Below are 18,239 nucleotides of genomic sequence, written 5' to 3'. Positions count from 1 at the left end.
CTTAAAAAATTGATGACCACTGCGTCACGGCTTGATACAACTTGTTATGTCCTTTTTGGATATAGTTATCGTAAGATTAGCGAAGCTTTTTTGTGTGCTTCATCGCACACATGCTTTATGACATCCACTCAGAATCCTCCACAACAAGGGAGATCAGGCATGATCCACGCTGGCAATGCCATTACCGTCCAAATGCTTGCGGACGGAATTGCAGAATTCCGCTTTGACTTACAAGGTGAGTCGGTTAATAAATTTAACCGTGCAACCATTGAAGACTTCCAAGCAGCGATTGCTGCGGTTAAAGCCAATAACGATATTAAAGGCTTAGTTGTAACTTCTGGAAAATCAACGTTTATCGTTGGTGCAGATATCACTGAATTTGGCGATAACTTCGCCGCAGGTGAACAAGCAATTGTTGATTGGCTTATGCCTGTACACGAAATCTTCAATAGCTTTGAAGATTTAGACATCCCTAAAGTTGTTGCTATTAATGGCATGGCGCTAGGTGGTGGTTTCGAAATGTGCTTAGTCTGTGACTACCGTGTCATGTCTGAACAAGCACAAGTCGGCTTACCAGAAATCAAATTGGGTATCTACCCTGGTTTTGGTGGTAGCGTACGTTTAAGCCGTGTCATCGGTATCGACAATGCCGTTGAATGGATGGCAATGGCGAATCCGAAAAAACCTGCTGCTGCACTTAAAGATGGTGCTGTAGATGCGGTTGTTGCTGCTGACAAACTCCAAGAAGCTGCTGTTGACTTGGTTAAACAAGCCATTGCTGGTCGTTTGGATTGGAAAGCAAAACGTCAAGAAAAATTAGACGCGATTAAATTGAACCCACTTGAACAAATGATGGCGTTCAATACAGCGAAAGGTGCGGTACTTGCGAAAGCGAACCCTGCACAATACCCTGCTCCAAAATTATTGCTTGATTCATTACAAGCAGGTGCAACTCTCACACGTGATGATGCATTAAAAGCAGAAGCACAAGGTTTTGCCAAAGCTGCAATCACACCACAAGCAGGTGCATTGATTGGTTTATTCATCAACGATCAAGTTGTGAAGAAAACAGCGAAAAAATATGAGAAAGGTGCGCATCCTGTCAACCAAGCAGCGGTATTAGGTGCTGGGATCATGGGTGGTGGTATTGCTTACCAAGCGGCAAGCAAAGGCACACCAATCATCATGAAAGACATTGGTAACCCACAACTTGCATTAGGTATGAAAGAAGCGAATGGCTTACTGACCAAGCAAGTTGAACGCAAGAAAATGAAACCTGCGCAAATGGGTGAAACACTTGCTCGCATCCGTCCAACTTTGAGCTACGATGAGTTTAAAGAAGTGGATATCGTGATCGAGGCGGTGACTGAAAATCCAAAAGTAAAAGAAATTGTACTTGTTGAAACTGAGAAACATGTTCGTGAAAACACGATCATTGCTTCAAACACATCTACAATCTCAATTACACGTTTAGCGAAAGCATTACAACGTCCTGAAAACTTCGTTGGTATGCACTTCTTCAACCCAGTACACATGATGCCATTGGTCGAAGTGATTCGTGGCGAGAAGACCTCTGACGAAGCGATTGCAACCACTGTTGTTCTTGCTCAGAAAATGGGTAAAACTCCAATCGTTGTTAACGACTGCCCAGGTTTCCTTGTCAACCGTGTATTGTTCCCTTACTTTGGTGCATTCGACCTGCTTGTAAAAGATGGCGCGGATTTCCAACAAGTTGACAATGTGATGGCGAAGTTTGGCTGGCCGATGGGTCCTGCATACTTGATCGACGTTGTGGGTATCGATACAGGTGTTCATGGCGCTGAAGTCATGGCTGAAGGTTTCCCTGACCGTATGAAGCCAGACTACAAAGGTTCTATCGAAGCGATGTACGAAGCAAAACGTCTTGGTCAAAAGAATGACGTTGGTTTCTACAAATACGTGTTAGACAAGAAAGGCAAGAAAGCGAAAACTGTTGATCCAACAGCTTACGAAATCATTGCACCTTTCGTTACTGGTGAAAAACGCGAGTTTGATAACCAAGAAATCATTGACCGCATGATGCTTGCTTTCTGTAACGAAACTGTTCGTTGCCTAGAAGACAACATCGTTGCAACGGCTGCTGAAGCAGATATGGCAATGATTATGGGTGTAGGTTTCCCTCCATTCCGTGGCGGTCCATGCCGTTACATCGACCAAACAGGTGTTGCTGAATACGTTGCGCTTTGCGACAAATATGCACACTTAGGTAAGGCTTATGAAGCGCCACAGATGTTGCGTGACATGGCTGCTAACAACACAAAATTCTACGGTTAAGGAGCGACGTGAATGGCTACTTTAAATCCACGTGACGTTGTGATTGTTGATGGCGTTCGTTCTGCCATGGGCAAATCGCGTAACGGTATGTTCCGCAATGTACGTGCCGACAGTTTATCTGCTGAATTAGTACGTGCACTGGTTGCTCGTAACCAGTTTGATACAAACGAAGTTGAAGATGTAATTTGGGGCTGTGTCAACCAAACTTTAGAGCAAGGTATGAACATTGCTCGTAATATTGGTTTATTGGCTGACATCCCTAAAACTGCTGGCGGCCAAACCGTCAACCGTCTTTGTGGTTCATCTATGCAAGCAATCCACACGGCTGCTGCACAAATTGCAACCAACCAAGGTGACGTGTTCATCATCGGTGGTGTAGAGCATATGGGCCACGTAGGTATGATGCACGGCATCGACCTTAACCCAGAAGCGTCTAAACACTATGCTAAAGCATCTAACATGATGGGCTTAACTGCTGAAATGTTAGGCCGTATGAATGGCATTAGCCGTGAAGAACAAGATGCGTTTGGTGTTGAATCGCACCGTCGCGCTTGGGCTGCAACTCAAGAAGGTCGTTTCAAAAACGAAATCGTGGGTATCGAAGGCCACGATGCCAATGGTTTCAAAATCCTTTGCGACATCGACGAAGTGATTCGTGCTGAAGCAAACCTTGAAGCGTTCAAAGCATTAAAACCTGTATTTGATCCTAAAGGTGGTTCAGTTACAGCAGCAACCTCTTCTGCGCTTTCTGACGGCGCATCTGCAATGTTGCTGATGTCTGCTGAACGTGCGCAAGCCTTTGGTTTAAAACCACGTGCTGTGATTCGCTCTATGGCGATTGCGGGTTGTGATGCTGCGATCATGGGTTACGGTCCAGTTCCAGCAACTCAAAAAGCGCTTAAACGTGCTGGTTTAACCATAGCAGATATCCAAACTATCGAGTTAAACGAAGCATTTGCTGCTCAAGGCTTATCAGTCATGAAAGGCTTAGGCGTTTATGACAAACAAGACATCATCAACTTGAATGGTGGTGCGATTGCATTAGGTCACCCATTGGGCTGTTCTGGTGCGCGTATCACTACAACATTGTTGAACGTGATGGAACAACAAGATACACAAATCGGTCTTGCAACGATGTGTATCGGTCTTGGTCAAGGTATCGCGACCATTATCGAACGTGTTTAATCGACACTAGGATATAAAAAAACCCGCTAAGGCGGGTTTTTTTATATTTAACGTCTATTTAGTCCATCTTGAATTTGCTGCTGCAATTTCAAAATATCGTCCATGTTTATTTTAATCGTTCCATCACTAATCCCCTCTATATTATTAAGATTAATATTCAAAGGTTCTAACATTTTAAACAGACCACTGGTCGGATCAGATGATTGTAAACCTTTAGCAACAGCTAAAATATGCTGCTCTAATAAAGGTGAAAGTTGCGACGAATCTGGTTCTTCTATTTTTGGCTGATAATTAACCGTCGTTACACTCTCCTTTACCCCAGCATTCTGTATATCACTATGGACTTTATAGATCTGATGCTGCAGGGCTTCACGTACTTTTTCATCTTCTTGAAATGGAACAAAACCCACTTCTTCACGCAACTCAGACTCAGCCATAATACGAATCGTTGGTAATGTAACCACCTCATCGGCTTGAACTGTTGGCAAACCAATAGCAGCAAATACGGCGATAAACGCTGATCGTTTTAGGAAGTTCATGGCTCGCTCCAAAAATCAGTCACTATACAAAAAGATAATGAGTTAAATAAAAGCTTCTATGAATAGGCTACAATAAAGTTAGGCTTGATTCAGTAAGGCTCAGATAAACGGTAAATATCATCAATTTTTTGACCATAAAATCAGATGAGTTGAATAATCGAACGGATTTAATCGGTATGGAAATCTCCGATATATCGGGAGTATTTATACCTTTTAGAAAAATGATGAACCAATTTATTAAAAATAAAAATGAGAACTATTTACTAAAATCCATTATTTCTTCATAATTTTACAAAAGTTCACTCAACCACTCGAAGTACACATGAAAAAATTAGCATTATGCTTTGCCATCAGTCTCTCCATTACTGGCTGTGCAACTACAAAAATTTCTCCCGAAGATCGTAATAAACTCAATCAAACACAAACCCTACTGAAAGCAACTGATGTTGCTTTGATCGCGGATGGATGTTTGGTTAGAAGTGAATTGGGAACAAGCCTTATTGAAGGTGAACAATCTCGCTTAACTGCACAGAAATTTGCTGAACTATTATCCAGCCAACTCAATGAGCAAGGTGTAAAAGTAAACAACAAACTGATGCCTTTTGTGTGTGGTTTTATGCCTGAAGCACAAGTGAAAAAATATGACTATCGTTTGGATAATGAAACTAAACGCGCTGAGATTACAAATTACCCATTAATGAATATGGAAAATAAAAGCTTGTCCGAGCAACAGCAACAAGCTTTACTTAACCTCAATCAAAGCTTCAATAAACAGGCTGCATTAGCACTCAAAAATGTAAAAGAAAAAAAACCAGTGAGTAATCTTCTTGAGTTAAGTGATCAAGATGTACTAGTCATCAAAGATTTAACACAATCAAATTATGCATTTATCGCCTCAGTTACAGGTACGGATGCTTCTTTTGGTAAGAAATTCGCAGCAGGCGCTTTAAGTGTAGGTGTGAGCCTTGCTACAGTTGGTGCTGGTGCTGGCTTAGCGACCGTCTACATTCCACAAGAAGGTCAACAGTACATTGTGCACATCGTTGATTTAAATGCGAAGGAAGTCATGTGGTCTAAAGGCGGTATGCTGATGGGAAAACCATACTCTAAGAAAAATCATTCCGTCGAAGCAAAAGAAATTTTAAATCCTTTATTTGAAGTGGTCAGCAAATAAGAATTTTCGAAAAAAAGTCCTCGCGAAATGTGAGGATTTTTTTATGCAAAAAAGCATTTTAAATCGAGTAAAAAATGAAAAACCAATGTTTGAACGGCAAGCTTATCAATACATTGAAAAATCCTATAAAGAGCAAGGTCGTGATCAAGCAAATGCTGATTTCCGTAATATATTACTTAAGAACTTAAAAATCATTTAAATTAGAAATTATCATGAATTGATATTTTTAAGATTCAAATCATTAGGAGAAATGAATGTTATCTATACGAGCGAAAACAACAATTGCATTCGCAATCACTGGAACACTTCTAACGGGCTGCGCCACCAAAACCCTCATCACCAAAGACAATAGAACCTACACTCGCACTGCAAAAGTCACTTTAGTTGAAGACAATGTGGTCGCTTTTGGCCGACCAGCGCAAGCATCGACAAATTTACCAAGAGATAGCATCGTCATTGCTGGTCAAAAGAACAGTTATATTTTGACCCAAGGTGGCACTCAGTTTGTGACTATCATCAACAAGCTTGATCCCAAGAACATTCAAATTACACGTGACTTAAATTTCTACTCTGAAAAAAATGACGGACATTTTTCAGGCACTTTACCCATTTCCTATGTAAAACTTAAAGAGGATTTAAGCAAAAAAGACTTAGAATTCTTTATTGAAAATGGTGCTCGAGAATGCTCGACAACCAGTGATACACGTATGCAAGCGCAACGCTTCTGTTTTGATATTAAACTTGCTGGTGTCGTCTACCCTATTGCAAATAATCTCAGCTCCTTAAAAGCGTTAAGTAAACCGTATCAAGTCACCATTTATACCAATCAACAAGAAAGCTATAAATCAAGATCAAGTCTGAATCCTTTTGAAAAATTGGTACTTCTACCTTTCGCTGTTGCAATTGACGTGGTGAGTTTACCGTTTCAAGCGGCCGAAAAGATTTTCGATTAAGCTTAAAGCACAGGTCTTTGAATCAAAGCAATCATTTGTCTCAAAGACCTTATTCACACCTTTATTCTAAAATCATTATTCCATCAACTATGTGTCTCTTCTTCACCTTCATTGTCAAAAGTCTTGGCGATTTTATCGATATTTAGACTTTTCGCCATCGCATCAAAAATATCTTTATAAACACCTTGTTGCTGATAGAGCTGATAATGTTCACCATGCTCAACAATCGCCCCATCCTGCATCACATAGGTATAATCCGCATCAATGATCTGTGACAGACTATGAGAAATAATAATCACCGTTCGCCCCTGCTTGATTTCATCCAGACTATGTTTAATTTGCTCAGTGGCAATCGCATCTAAACTTGCTGTCGGTTCATCTAAAAAGATAATCGGTGGATTCTTCAGGAACATCCGAGCAATTGCGATCCGTTGTTGCTGACCACCCGATAACAGCAAGGCATCTGATTGATAGCCTTTCGGTAATTTCAAAATTTGTTCATGAATTGAGGCTTTTTTCGCTGCTCTGATAATCTCGTCTTCAGTCGCATCCATTTTTCCATAGCAAATATTGTCTTGGATGGTGCCTTGGAAAATATGATTTTTCTGCAATACCAAACCAATATGATCACGCAAATATTGGGTATCCATATTATTTAAATCAATCCCATCCATCAGAATCTGCCCGGATTGCGGAAGGTAAAACTTATCCAGCAAACTGATTAACGTAGACTTTCCAGCGCCCGACAATCCAACCAAAGCAGTGATTTTATTGGGTTGAATCACCATATTGATATTCTTAAGGGCATGATGACCATTGGGATAATAAAAATCGACCTGTTTTAACTCAAACTTTCCCGTGAGCTTTGATGGCTTCTGTTGACCTGATTCTTCTATTTCATTATCGGCTTGAAGAATCTGGAAAAAGCTTTCCGCATAAATCATGGCATCATTGACCTCATCATAAATGCGGTGTAATGAACGAATAGGAGCAGAGACATTATTGAATAAGAGAATATGGAACATGATCATCCCAATGCTCATATCTCCAACCAGTACAAAATAAGCAGTTAGGATGATAATAAAGACAATACCGATTTGTTCTGTAAAGGTTTTCAAACCATCAAAAACAAAGCTGATTTGACGGGTATACATCTGATTATCGGTCAGTTGCTTTTGTAAAATCAGCTGTTTTTCAGCTTCAACTTTTTCCCGATTAAATGATTTGATCACCGTGATGGAATTGATAATGCTGAGAATGCCCTGACTTTTACGTTCACGTCCATCACGTAAATTTCGTCTAACCCCACCTAGTTTCTGTGCTTGCTTAAATGTCAGCCAGAAATAAATCGGCACGATACACAGTGCAACCAGTCCAATCCAAAAATTAGCGTAGAACATCAAAGCCAATGCCAAAATCGCACTGCTAAAAAGTGGTAAAATATCGATAAAGAAGATTTGAATCAAACGAGTAATCGAACCAATTCCTCGGTCAATCCTCGTTTGTAATTTGCCCGCTTGATTGTCATCTTGGGTAAAAAAAGCAAGGCGATAAGTCAGAAATTTTTCAATAATCGCCTGTGCGACATCTTGGGAAACCATAATTCTGAGGCGTTCACCAAATAACTTTTGACCAAACTGAATCAGTGTACTGAGGACTTCCTTACTCAGTAAAATCACACTAATCGTCACTAAAATATGCATCCCTTCAGCCAAACCACCACCAGACTCAACCAAACGATTGATCTGGTCGACAGCATATTGAAGGGTTAAAGCATTGACCTGAGCTGTCAGCGCACCGATCAAGGTCAGAATCAATGTCACAATCACCAGTAATTTATACGGTGCGACAAAGGGTTTTACTCTATTAAAAAGCTGCCATAAATTCATATTGATACAATTCTTTCCCAAGGTGCTTGCGATACATTTCAACTTGTAGCCATGAGCTCAACAGAGTTGATGCCATTTTTTTAGTGTTGGATCTAAGAAAATAGCTATAACTCTTCCTCCAATACTTCAACATTATTGTTCTTAATTTTGTCTATCTTAGTGTTGAGATTGATAACATCTTGATAAAGTGTATTAAATTTTTTCACTGGGGCATTCTCATAAAACAGAATCGTGTTATTTTTTCTTTGCCATTGATGGCTTTTTAACAGATCAAACATTAGCTGTGCCTTTTCTATCACCTGTTGCTCAATGGCAAAAATATCTTGACCTTGATCTGCATTCAGGTTGCTTTCTAATTTTGCTTGCAACAAATCACGCATATCACGCTGAATAGATAAATTCTTCGCCTGTTCCAGCGAGCCTAATTGTATTTTTTGACGTGCTTGCTCATATTCAGTCGAGATTTTACGAACATCGCTTAGCATCTGCTGCGTCTCTTTATAGTCCTGTTTACGATCACGATCTAATCGCTCTACATTTAAAAAGGTATCCCAATGAGCGGCTTTCAGTGCTCGTAGATAATCATTCCGTGCTTCAACATTTTGTGTCCAATAGCTTAATAAGAATTCCGACATTAATTTATAATCACCCGACAGGCGATCGTCCTGTACATCAAGTTGAACTGGGGTTGACCAATCTTGTGCTTGGTCGTACAGCTCACGCATTTTCTCGGCCATGACCACATCAAACATTTGCTTATTGTTTACTGCGCGTTGTTGTAGCTGATGTTGATATAGAAAAAATGAACCGATACAAATGACTATCACAGCAACAAATAATAGAAAACGGCGCATATTGCCTCCAAGCTTAATTATATTTTTTATGTCCTTGATTTCATTCTAATCAATAATCTATCTGACTTTAGTACTTTTTATTTCATTTCTCGTAACGGAGCATTACATATTACAAACTTTAAATTCAAGCACTTCATCCCTATTATCTCTTTAACTGAAATTGAAGAGATACGCCATGCGTGTAGATATTTGGTCAGATGTGGTCTGCCCTTTTTGTTATATCGGTAAAAAACGTCTTGAACATGTTGCAGCAGAAGCTGGAATCGAACTTGATATTCACTGGCATAGTTTTGAACTCGATCCAGATGCACCAGCAAAACACGATACATCGAATACAGAACGTCTAGCCAAGAAATATGGTCGAAGCTATGCTGAGATTGAAGAAATGGAACGCAATATTGCAAGCATGGCAGCAGAGGAAGGCATTGACTTCCAATGGCAAAAAGCCAATTCAGGCAATAGCTTTAATGCACATCGGATTATCCATCTCGCCCAAAGCAAAGGCATGGGCAATGAAGCAAAAGAGGCATTCTTCCACGCATATATGACGGAAGGTTTAGCCATTGGTGAACGTGAAGTAGTTGAAGAAATTGCTTCACGTATTGGACTCGACAATGCTGAAGTCGAATATGTCTTGGACTCGGATGAATTGGCTGATTTTGTTCGGCACGATGAGAAGATTGCACATGAACAGTTGAAGGTGACAGGCGTTCCTTTTTTTGTTTTTGATCAAAAGTTGGCACTCCCAGGTGCACAACCTCGTGAGATTTTTTTGCAGGCATTACAAAAAGCACAATCAACATCTGATCAAGAAATACAATCCACTGATGCAGCCCAATGTCATGATGATCAGTGTGAAATAAAACCGCAATAACACGACTCATAGACAAGCTTCAAATCTAAGCTTGAAGCTTGTCTGATGCAGTATAATTTTTTCTATTTATTTCAATATTTTATCTTAGATTATTAGAGCGCCCTCACTGGAATTGATCTTTTTGCCTGCTTTTTAACCATTGATTTGTGCGGTGGGTCACAACTCATGCACAAATTTATAGATACATTTCTATTTTATTATCTATTTATCCGATTTATTCTTTTAAAATGTTTCTATTTTTGATCATAAAGCATGAACAACATCTCGATTTACTCCAATCAAATGAGATTGTTTGCTAACTCAAGTGCTATAGATTTTGCATTGTTTTCTTCTATAATTGTCATAATGTGACAATCTTTTGTGATGAAAATACCAACATGATGCCCGAATAGATCGTTAAATTTAAGCAACAGACATCTATCTCGAATCGCTTATAGGATGAGTAAAAGTAGAGGCTCACCACGACAAGCGATGACAACAAATTGTTAAAAATATGATGACTTAATTTTTTATCTAAAACAGGCTCAAGCCTATCTCTAAGGAAACAATAAATGGACGTATTAGAGAAAGCACTCTTGGTTGATGAGCTCCAACATCTCATTGAAGGGCTCAATGATGATAAAACCTCACTGTTTGAAATTGCCAAATCAAAACAACGAATTAAAGATATTTGTGCGTCTTGTGACGATCCTACTTTTCAGGATCAAATCACGCCTTTTAAGGCATATATTCAAAATGAAGAGTTCTCAACGGATGAATTAAGTAACCATGGTTATGCCCTGACCTATCGGGGGACTTATAACTTTATGGGGCGAGTAGAGAATGCTTTATTTGCCTCAGCAGATATGGGGTGGGCTGCATTGCGTCAAGCCCAACACTGGCAAATCTGGGTTATTCGTCCAACCTTATCATTCCTCAAAAGTCCTTGGATGAGTTCATCTCAAGAAGCATTACACTGGCTAAAAAATCATGCCAGTGAATATGTCAAAACAGACCACGACCTCCAACATTTGATTCCTGTTTTAGAGCCGATTAGCCAAACCTCATCCGCTGCATCATCAAGCGCACATCCAATCACTCACAGCAGCCCATTGTCAGTGATAAGAGAAGAAACTGCTCAGTTTCAGTCACAACTCGAAGCAATTATTCAGGAAAAGATTCAACCCGTCCCAGCTCAAAAAACAACACCGGTTAAATCAAACTTTAAACAGACCACAGCGACCTCTCGTAATCTCAATAAAGCCAAACCCGTTGCGCTTCATGATTTTAATTTAGATGGCTTAATCTGCCGCCTAGAACGTGTCAATGCCCGCACCTTCCCCTCTTTATATCGTGTTGACTTACACAATGAGATTGATCAAAACATCAAAATTGATTGGTTATATTTAAAAGCCGAGAATGAAATCCAGCCTGTGTGGGAATCAGCACAGATTTTCATTGCGGAACAGCTCTATCCACAAGGTCAATTTTCGCATTATGTGGTCCTTATTGGTACACATAGCGTCGAGTATGCCATTTCTGTCCTACAGTCCTATACAAATCCACTGCATACCCAAACCAGCTCAATCCATCAAACGCACTGGAGCAATTTTAAGCAACATTATCATCAACACGAAAGTTTGTTTAATGAATGCATCATGAATGGAGCATTGATTTGGCAACGCGATCAACGCGTTTATCCATATATCCCAGCTTCATTTGTGAATACACAAAAATTTATTCCATTCGATGAAACCTCTGCGACTTTTCTAACCCCTGTTATTTTATTAAGAGAACGTCATAAGATTCGGGTGATTCACGGTACTGAACGGATTAAGCTATCCAATGAAGATCAAGCCTATCCTTATTTGTTATTAGACCGTGCCGATGGTTATACATGGCAATTGATTCGCCAAGCGATTAGTCGATTACCTCAACCCATTTCGGTACATGACTTATATCAAGCACTTGAAAGTAGTGCACTATCAGAATCGACTTGAGATTTTCACAAAATACATAAAAACACATCGTTCGATCATCTGCTTTGCAAAGTTTGGGTCGCATGTCAGGTGATCGATTCTGAGTGAACGAAGTCATTCTTTTCACTCACCTTTTATACGATAAAATTGCAGTTTTTTGTGATTATTACTTGATTTTATAGGTTGAATCATCAAGAGTTAAAAACAAGAACAATATATAAAGTTTGCAACATGATAAATTCCCAACCAACGGTATTAGCACAGCTCTTTTGTACAATATTCACCCTTTCCTTCGGGTTAGTGGGTATAGCCAATGCAGCCGAAATTCCACCTCAGCCGCAACAACAAGGCGACCGCAACACACAGACATCACACACCACAAATACTGAAAATCTTTTGAACTATATTCCGAGATGGGTCGACGCAACACCGACCCTTCTTCCAGAACAATCCAATCAACCCATGGTTCCTCGAGTTGCTGAAACAGAAGAAAGAACCTGGGTTGATCGTAAACAACGTGACGTCAGAGAATGGGCTGATCGAACTTCAGTTAAAATTGATCATTGGTTTGGTGACGTCGATCCAGACAAGCCTGCTTCTGCCACCATTCGTTTAATGCTCGACAATTATTGGAATGAGTATGATAACTATGAAGTGAAACCACGTATTCGCGGTAAAATTAAACTGCCGACACTGGAAAAAAGACTTAGTTTGGTGTTTGGTGATGATTCCTTAGATGATGAATTTGATAATCATATTGCCAATACCAATCAGCAGCCCAACCAAGACCCTGATAAAAGATTTGATTCTAAGCAAACTCGGGATAACAACGGCTCAGTTGCCTTACGTTTCTCCGACCTGTCTAAAAAATTACCTTTTGAAACTGATGCCGATATTGGTTTACGTTCGGGCAGTGATATTTATCTTCGTTTAAGAGCAAAAAGGAATTGGGAATTAAATAATGACTTTAATTTCAATGCTGAACAAATTTATCGCTATGGTAGTCGCAGTGAAAATTATCTTCGAACCAATTTAGAACTGATCCATGCCCGCCCCAATCATGCGTTTTTATCCAATCAGCTCAGCCTGACCTATGCAGATAAACAGGATGATGATTTACGCTGGGACAATCGAACCTTCCGTCAACACCAATTCTTTGCACACAATAACTTTAACTATGGCATCTACACAGGTGGTTATTACAACGACAATGACTTGCGTTTGAATAGCTGGGGGCCTTTTGTCTCATGGCGACAACCGCTATGGCGTGAATGGTTTTATGTGCAAGGTGATCTCAATTATTTTAATGATCATCGTGAAGATAGGGATCATTATGTCAGCACGTTCCTCCGTCTTGAGACATTATTCTAGTTTTGATGGAATTATCAGCACAACTGTGGATAACTTTAATGTTATCCATAGAGATAAAAAAACTCTGCCGAAGCAGAGTTTTTTTATGAAAAGCGTTTATTTTAATAACAAGCTATTAATGCGTTTCACATACGCCGCTGGATCTTCAGGTAAACCACCCTCTGCAATCACCGCCTGATCAAAAATCACATTGGCGAGATCATCAAATTGTGCCGAACTCTCTAATTTCTGTACTAAAGGATGTTCAGGGTTAATTTCCAAGGTTGGCTTAATTTCAGGAACGGCCTGACCTGCCTGTTTCAGCATACGGATCAGTTGTGGAGAAAGTTCCCCTTCACTGGTCACCAAACATGCTGGAGAGTCCACCAAACGCGTAGTGACACGTACTTCTTTGGTTTTGTCTTTTAACGATGTACTTAAACGATCGACTACGGGTTTGAATTGTTCAGCCGCCTGTTCAAGGGCTTTCTTCTCTTCAGCATCCTGTAGATCACCTAAATCAACTGCACCCTTGGAGACATTCTGTAATGGCGTACCATCGAACTCAAACACAAAGTTCATGGCCCATTCATCAACACGATCTGCCATGAGCAACACTTCTATGCCTTTTTTCTTGAACAGTTCAAGTTGTGGCGAGTTTTTCGCTGCGGTTAAGCTATCAGCCGTCACGTAATAGATGGCTTTCTGCCCGTCTTGCATACGTGATTTATAAGCTGCTAAAGATGTTGAAATCTCATCATTATTTGAAGTCGCATAACGCAATAATTTCAAAATACGGTCACGATTTCCAGTATCTTCACCCAAGCCTTCTTTTAGTACCGAACCAAATTCAGCATAGAAAGTTTTAAACTTCTCTTGGTCTTTGTCATCTTCCGACTTCGCTAAACCATCGAGTAAAGTAAGAATACGACGCGCGTTGCCTTCACGAATGGTTTTAACATCACGGCTTTCTTGCAACAACTCACGGCTAACATTCAGCGGTAAATCAGCACTGTCCACCACACCTTGAACAAAGCGCAAATAATTTGGAATCAGGTTGTCAGCTTCATCCATGATAAATACCCGTTTGACGTAAAGCTTGATACCAGCTTTGGCTTCACGGGTAAATAAATCTTGTTTGGCCTGACTTGGGATATAAAGCAACTGGGTATATTCAGTACTGCCTTCCACACGGTTATGTGCCCATGCTAAAGGTTCAGCAAAATCATGGCTGAGATTTTTATAGAACTCGATGTACTGTTCATCCGTAATCTCGCTCTTATTGCGTGTCCATAAGGCACTCGCAGAGTTAATCGCTTCCCACTCATCAGTTTTGACCATTTGACCGGCTTTAGGCTCTTCACCTTCAGCAACTTCTTCTTCCTGCCAAACTTCTTTTTGCATTTGAATCGGCAAGCTAATATGGTCGGAATACTTATTGATGATTTGTTTTACTTTCCAAGATTCTAAATAGTCGAGGGCATCATCACGTAAATGCAGGATAATATCTGTACCGCGCGAGGCTTTGTCGATCGTTTGAACTTCAAACTCCCCTGTTCCACCACTGATCCAACGGACACCTTCAGCAGCGTCTAAACCCGCACGACGGGATTCAACCGTAATCTTATCAGCAACGATAAAACCCGAATAAAAACCAACACCAAACTGTCCAATCAATTGCGCATCAGATTTTTGATCACCTGTCAGCTTAGACACAAAGTCTTTGGTTCCTGACTTGGCGATCGTTCCTAAGTTATCAATCGCTTCTTGTTGAGTTAAACCAATCCCATTATCCGAAATCGTTAAGGTTTTATGGTCTTTATCTAAAGTGACACGAACACGCAAATCTGAATCATTTTCATAATATTCAGGATGGTTGATTCCCTCAAAACGCAACTTATCACAGGCATCAGAAGCATTTGAGATCAATTCACGGAGGAAAATTTCAGGGTTGGAATAAAGAGAATGCGTCACTAAATGCAATAACTGAGCAACTTCAGCTTGGAAACTATAATTTTGTGCGACTTGTTCACTCATAAATCACTCCTTATCTGTGGGGCTTATTCAATTAGAATGATTTATGAATGGTGTATAACTGCATTTTTTCAATGCCCCAATTTTAATTTTTTTATCTTTAAAAGGATTCAAGCTCAAAACTAGAAAGGTCCTCGACTCAATACACGCGCTTGTAAAAGCTGATCAAGCTGTCGTTGACGTTGTGAATAGGCACGTTTTATACACGGTGTATTTGCACCACAAGCATTACGCTGTTTTAATAACTGGAACTGTTTATCTTTTTCCGCATCACGTCCGCCCATGGGTAAAGCATGTAAAATGATTTGATAAGTGGTTGCCAGTTTCACATCGGCATCATTTAGTCCTCGATCATTACAGATTTGTTGTTCAGCTTTTAATTGAGCAGCTTTACACGAAAAACTCGCTGCATTCGCATTGGAGAGAAAAAGCGTCGACATCAATAAGATTGTTATATAGATGAGCTTTTGTTGCATCATATCTTTCTCTAGCTTGCTCTGATCATTTCTCAGCATACAAAACTTAATCTTTTCAATCTGTATTTCTTTGATACTTAAATTGCAAAAAACCCCACAAATATGTGAGGTCTCTTGGCACTCTTTAATTTAAAACTTATAACTATAGCCAAGGGTATACACCATTGGATTAATATCTAAATCAGTCAATTTTGTATTGTTCAGCTTCACTTCAGGGCTGAGCTGTGCATAACGTGCATCAAAGAAAACGCCCCAGTTTTTTGCATCCGCAGGTTGGAAGGTAAAACCAAGCTGACCAGCAAAACCAAAGTCTTCTTTCACTTTAATTTTCTCACCAGCTAATGGGCCTACCGCTTTTTCATCCCAAGCAATAAAAGCCGTTCCACCTACCCCAATATAAGGTGTAAAACCTGTCGAGTTTTTAAAGTTATATTTGGCAGTAATCGTTGGTGGTAAGTGTTTAAGCTTCACCACTTGAGTACCATCTAAAGAAACATCGTGCGAAATGGGTGTTGCGAGCAATAATTCAGCAGAAAAAGGCGTATCCCCAAAGAAATACTCAACAGATGGCGTAAAAGCAAATTCATAATCCGCTTTTAACGTACCGACACCAGCGACTGTTGTTTCATCCGTTGGCGAAATCACACTCGCACCCACTTTAACTTGAAAACCACCAGCAAAAACAGTTGAAGACATCCCCAATAAAGTAACAAGCAATACTTTTTTTAACATTTTAAAAAACCTCTTTAATAAAAATTTAACCGTGCGATTAATAATAATCATGAGTTTTTATTTTATGCAATACGTATTAATTCCGACCAATTTAATTATATTTTCAAGCAACTGATTAACAACAATATATATTTGTAAATATATGTAACCCCAAACAATCCAGACCATTTACATTAACTTAAATCACTATAAAACCTAGCATTTTACTCTGAATGGATAGTTTTAAATAAAAATAAATTTAGAGGAATTAAAATATATAATCAAATAAAACTTAATATTAAAATCTTATTATAAAATAAGATTAAAAAAGAGACAAAAAATGTCATTTAATGATCTTTTTTATATTTTATTTACAAAATTAATAATCCAAAAAAAATGGCTCATTTTGAGCCATTTCTATTATAAAACCATTGCAGCAATCCAGCCAAAAATAAGCAGCGGGATATTAAAATGTATGAATGTTGGCACAACCGTATCCCAAATGTGATCATGTTGACCATCAACACCCAAACCAGCAGTTGGTCCCAAGGTCGAATCTGAAGCAGGTGACCCTGCATCGCCTAATGCAGCAGCAGTACCAATGAGTGCAATTGTCGCTAAAGGAGAGAAACCAAACTGCACGCATAAAGGCACATAAATCACCGCAAGCACAGGTACACTTGAAAATGATGAACCAATACCAATCGTGACAAATAAACCGATAAACAGCATCAGGAAGGCAGCTAAAGCATGGTTATCACCAATAACATGGACAACACCATTGACCAATTGATTAATGTCTCCAGTATGCGTCATGACCGAGGCAAAACCTGCGGCAGAAATCATGATAAAACCGACTAAAGCCATCATGCGCATGCCTTGTACAAAGACGTCATCTGCATCTTGCCATTTAAAAATGCCAGACGTAGACAGCACTGCGAAACCAACCAAACCACCCAGAATCATCGACCCTGAATACAACTGAGCAACCAAGGTTAAGACAATGGCAAGCAATGCCATAAACATGGTTTTCTTGGAGATGTAAGGAACATTCTCTGCTTCTTGTTTCAGTTCCTCAGCATCTGCTTGCAGATCAGATTCAGCTTGTGTTGTTACTCTCAGTGGCTTATCTAGATCAATGGTTTTTACCGTCGTAATGGAACGATCCACATAGATCCGTGGCTTACGATAACTAATAAAGACCGCAACCAAGGTCCCAATGACCATACCTAATACTGGAATCGCCATACCGAGTGGCATCATGCCGCGCTCAACATGCAAGCCATATGCCGCACCAATCTTATTGATATTGCCCATCAAAATCTGTTCAAGGAAGATCGCACCAAAACCGACTGGAATAAAAATATAGGTTCCGACCAACCCCAAGGTCAGTACACACGCCGCCGCACGTCGATCCAGTTTTAAATGGTTCATGACTTTTAATAACGGTGGAACAAGTACGGGAATAAAGGCAATATGCACTGGAATTAAGTTTTGAGAAAAAATAGCTGCGATCAGTAAAATTGTTAATAAAAGATATTTCACTTTTTTCTGCTGATTTTTACCTGCTTCCATCCCCAATAAACCAATCAGTTTATGTGCAAGCAAATCGGGTAAACCTGACTTTGAAAGTGCCAATGCAAAAGCACCGAGAACAGCATAAGCCAATGCAACCTCAGCACCATCACCTAAGCCTGCATTAAATGCCTCTACAGTTTGAGAAAGACTTAGACCAGCGACTAAGCCGCCAATAATGGCTGAAATCACTAATGTGAGAACAACAGAAACGCGTGCCAGTGACAAGATAAACATCACGGCGATCGCAATGACGACAGCATTCATGAAAAAATTTCAGGGGAAAAGAAAAGGCGACATTCTAGCAGATTCATTGAAATGAAGCTGAAAATATCGCCGAATTAAGATCAATCT

At 39.8% G+C, this 18,239-nt stretch carries 15 protein-coding genes; 8 read left to right on the top strand and 7 right to left on the bottom strand.

Annotated features, from left to right (window positions below):
- The first annotated feature begins 159 nt into the window (after positions 1 to 159).
- Entirely contained in the window at positions 160 to 2,313 is a 2,154-nt protein-coding gene (fadB, locus tag MMP72_RS02570) for a fatty acid oxidation complex subunit alpha FadB (protein WP_241314563.1), read from the top strand.
- A 12-nt stretch (positions 2,314 to 2,325) separates the two neighbouring features.
- Entirely contained in the window at positions 2,326 to 3,498 is a 1,173-nt protein-coding gene (fadA, locus tag MMP72_RS02565) for an acetyl-CoA C-acyltransferase FadA (protein WP_241314237.1), read from the top strand.
- A 47-nt stretch (positions 3,499 to 3,545) separates the two neighbouring features.
- Here fadA and MMP72_RS02560 read toward each other — a convergent pair whose 3' ends face one another.
- Positions 3,546 to 4,037, bottom strand: a complete 492-nt coding sequence (locus MMP72_RS02560; protein WP_241314235.1) for a hypothetical protein — start codon at positions 4,035 to 4,037, stop codon at positions 3,546 to 3,548.
- A 322-nt stretch (positions 4,038 to 4,359) separates the two neighbouring features.
- On the opposite strand from MMP72_RS02560, the gene MMP72_RS02555 reads away from it, so the two are divergent.
- The 3 genes from MMP72_RS02555 to MMP72_RS02545 are packed head-to-tail and all read left to right on the top strand — an operon-like array spanning position 4,360 to position 6,164.
- Positions 4,360 to 5,211 carry a hypothetical protein gene (locus tag MMP72_RS02555; RefSeq protein WP_241314233.1) on the top strand — a complete coding sequence of 284 codons (852 nt, stop codon included), beginning with the start codon at positions 4,360 to 4,362 and terminating at the stop codon, positions 5,209 to 5,211.
- A gap of 43 nt (positions 5,212 to 5,254) precedes the next feature.
- Complete coding sequence (locus MMP72_RS02550; RefSeq protein WP_241314231.1) at positions 5,255 to 5,410, top strand: hypothetical protein; 156 nt, start codon at positions 5,255 to 5,257, stop codon at positions 5,408 to 5,410.
- A 55-nt stretch (positions 5,411 to 5,465) separates the two neighbouring features.
- Positions 5,466 to 6,164, top strand: coding sequence for a hypothetical protein (locus MMP72_RS02545; RefSeq protein WP_241314230.1), 699 nt, complete (start codon positions 5,466 to 5,468; stop codon positions 6,162 to 6,164).
- A gap of 83 nt (positions 6,165 to 6,247) precedes the next feature.
- On the opposite strand, the gene MMP72_RS02540 is transcribed toward MMP72_RS02545, so the two are convergent.
- Positions 6,248 to 8,053 carry an ABC transporter ATP-binding protein gene (locus MMP72_RS02540; protein ID WP_241314228.1) on the bottom strand — a complete coding sequence of 602 codons (1,806 nt, stop codon included), beginning with the start codon at positions 8,051 to 8,053 and terminating at the stop codon, positions 6,248 to 6,250.
- Between the two features lie 104 nt (positions 8,054 to 8,157).
- On the bottom strand, positions 8,158 to 8,907 hold the full coding sequence (locus tag MMP72_RS02535) for a hypothetical protein (RefSeq protein ID WP_241314226.1): 750 nt from the start codon (positions 8,905 to 8,907) through the stop codon (positions 8,158 to 8,160).
- Positions 8,908 to 9,082: 175 nt separating this feature from the next.
- Here MMP72_RS02535 and MMP72_RS02530 point away from each other — a divergent pair, with 175 nt between their 5' ends.
- From MMP72_RS02530 to MMP72_RS02520, 3 genes are all read left to right on the top strand, one after another.
- Positions 9,083 to 9,781, top strand: a complete 699-nt coding sequence (locus MMP72_RS02530) for a DsbA family oxidoreductase (RefSeq protein ID WP_241314224.1) — start codon at positions 9,083 to 9,085, stop codon at positions 9,779 to 9,781.
- 551 nt (positions 9,782 to 10,332) lie between these two features.
- Entirely contained in the window at positions 10,333 to 11,760 is a 1,428-nt protein-coding gene (locus MMP72_RS02525; RefSeq protein WP_241314222.1) for a hypothetical protein, read from the top strand.
- 210 nt (positions 11,761 to 11,970) lie between these two features.
- Positions 11,971 to 13,110, top strand: coding sequence for a hypothetical protein (locus tag MMP72_RS02520; protein WP_241314221.1), 1,140 nt, complete (start codon positions 11,971 to 11,973; stop codon positions 13,108 to 13,110).
- Positions 13,111 to 13,206: 96 nt separating this feature from the next.
- Here the strand turns inward: MMP72_RS02520 and htpG are convergent, their stop codons facing one another.
- The 4 genes from htpG to MMP72_RS02500 form a co-directional block, all read right to left on the bottom strand.
- On the bottom strand, positions 13,207 to 15,126 hold the full coding sequence (htpG, locus tag MMP72_RS02515) for a molecular chaperone HtpG (protein WP_241314219.1): 1,920 nt from the start codon (positions 15,124 to 15,126) through the stop codon (positions 13,207 to 13,209).
- A 119-nt stretch (positions 15,127 to 15,245) separates the two neighbouring features.
- The gene (locus MMP72_RS02510; protein WP_241314561.1) at positions 15,246 to 15,599 is read right to left on the bottom strand and encodes a hypothetical protein; all 354 of its coding nucleotides are present in this window, start codon (positions 15,597 to 15,599) and stop codon (positions 15,246 to 15,248) included.
- A 129-nt stretch (positions 15,600 to 15,728) separates the two neighbouring features.
- A complete protein-coding gene (locus MMP72_RS02505; RefSeq protein WP_241314217.1) occupies positions 15,729 to 16,331 on the bottom strand; it encodes an OmpW family outer membrane protein in 603 nt (200 codons plus the stop codon).
- Positions 16,332 to 16,730: 399 nt separating this feature from the next.
- The gene (locus tag MMP72_RS02500; RefSeq protein ID WP_241314215.1) at positions 16,731 to 18,152 is read right to left on the bottom strand and encodes a Na+/H+ antiporter family protein; all 1,422 of its coding nucleotides are present in this window, start codon (positions 18,150 to 18,152) and stop codon (positions 16,731 to 16,733) included.
- Positions 18,153 to 18,239: the final 87 nt, after the last annotated feature.

This window comes from Acinetobacter sp. NIPH 2699, assembly GCF_022549355.1.
Classification (GTDB): Bacteria; Pseudomonadota; Gammaproteobacteria; order Pseudomonadales; family Moraxellaceae; genus Acinetobacter.
The sequence above is the reverse complement of the archived record's forward strand: the minus strand, read 5'-3'. Positions and strand labels throughout refer to the sequence as shown.

Excerpts from the sequence above, each read along its gene's own strand:
- fadB (WP_241314563.1), top strand. The coding sequence starts at position 160 with ATGATCCACGCTGGCAATGCCATTACCGTCCAAATGCTTGCGGACGGA.
- fadA (WP_241314237.1), top strand. The coding sequence starts at position 2,326 with ATGGCTACTTTAAATCCACGTGACGTTGTGATTGTTGATGGCGTTCGT.
- MMP72_RS02560 (WP_241314235.1), bottom strand. The coding sequence starts at position 4,037 with ATGAACTTCCTAAAACGATCAGCGTTTATCGCCGTATTTGCTGCTATT.
- MMP72_RS02555 (WP_241314233.1), top strand. The coding sequence starts at position 4,360 with ATGAAAAAATTAGCATTATGCTTTGCCATCAGTCTCTCCATTACTGGC.
- MMP72_RS02550 (WP_241314231.1), top strand. The coding sequence starts at position 5,255 with ATGCAAAAAAGCATTTTAAATCGAGTAAAAAATGAAAAACCAATGTTT.
- MMP72_RS02545 (WP_241314230.1), top strand. The coding sequence starts at position 5,466 with ATGTTATCTATACGAGCGAAAACAACAATTGCATTCGCAATCACTGGA.
- MMP72_RS02540 (WP_241314228.1), bottom strand. The coding sequence starts at position 8,053 with ATGAATTTATGGCAGCTTTTTAATAGAGTAAAACCCTTTGTCGCACCG.
- MMP72_RS02535 (WP_241314226.1), bottom strand. The coding sequence starts at position 8,907 with ATGCGCCGTTTTCTATTATTTGTTGCTGTGATAGTCATTTGTATCGGT.
- MMP72_RS02530 (WP_241314224.1), top strand. The coding sequence starts at position 9,083 with ATGCGTGTAGATATTTGGTCAGATGTGGTCTGCCCTTTTTGTTATATC.
- MMP72_RS02525 (WP_241314222.1), top strand. The coding sequence starts at position 10,333 with ATGGACGTATTAGAGAAAGCACTCTTGGTTGATGAGCTCCAACATCTC.
- MMP72_RS02520 (WP_241314221.1), top strand. The coding sequence starts at position 11,971 with ATGATAAATTCCCAACCAACGGTATTAGCACAGCTCTTTTGTACAATA.
- htpG (WP_241314219.1), bottom strand. The coding sequence starts at position 15,126 with ATGAGTGAACAAGTCGCACAAAATTATAGTTTCCAAGCTGAAGTTGCT.
- MMP72_RS02510 (WP_241314561.1), bottom strand. The coding sequence starts at position 15,599 with ATGCAACAAAAGCTCATCTATATAACAATCTTATTGATGTCGACGCTT.
- MMP72_RS02505 (WP_241314217.1), bottom strand. The coding sequence starts at position 16,331 with ATGTTAAAAAAAGTATTGCTTGTTACTTTATTGGGGATGTCTTCAACT.
- MMP72_RS02500 (WP_241314215.1), bottom strand. The coding sequence starts at position 18,152 with ATGAATGCTGTCGTCATTGCGATCGCCGTGATGTTTATCTTGTCACTG.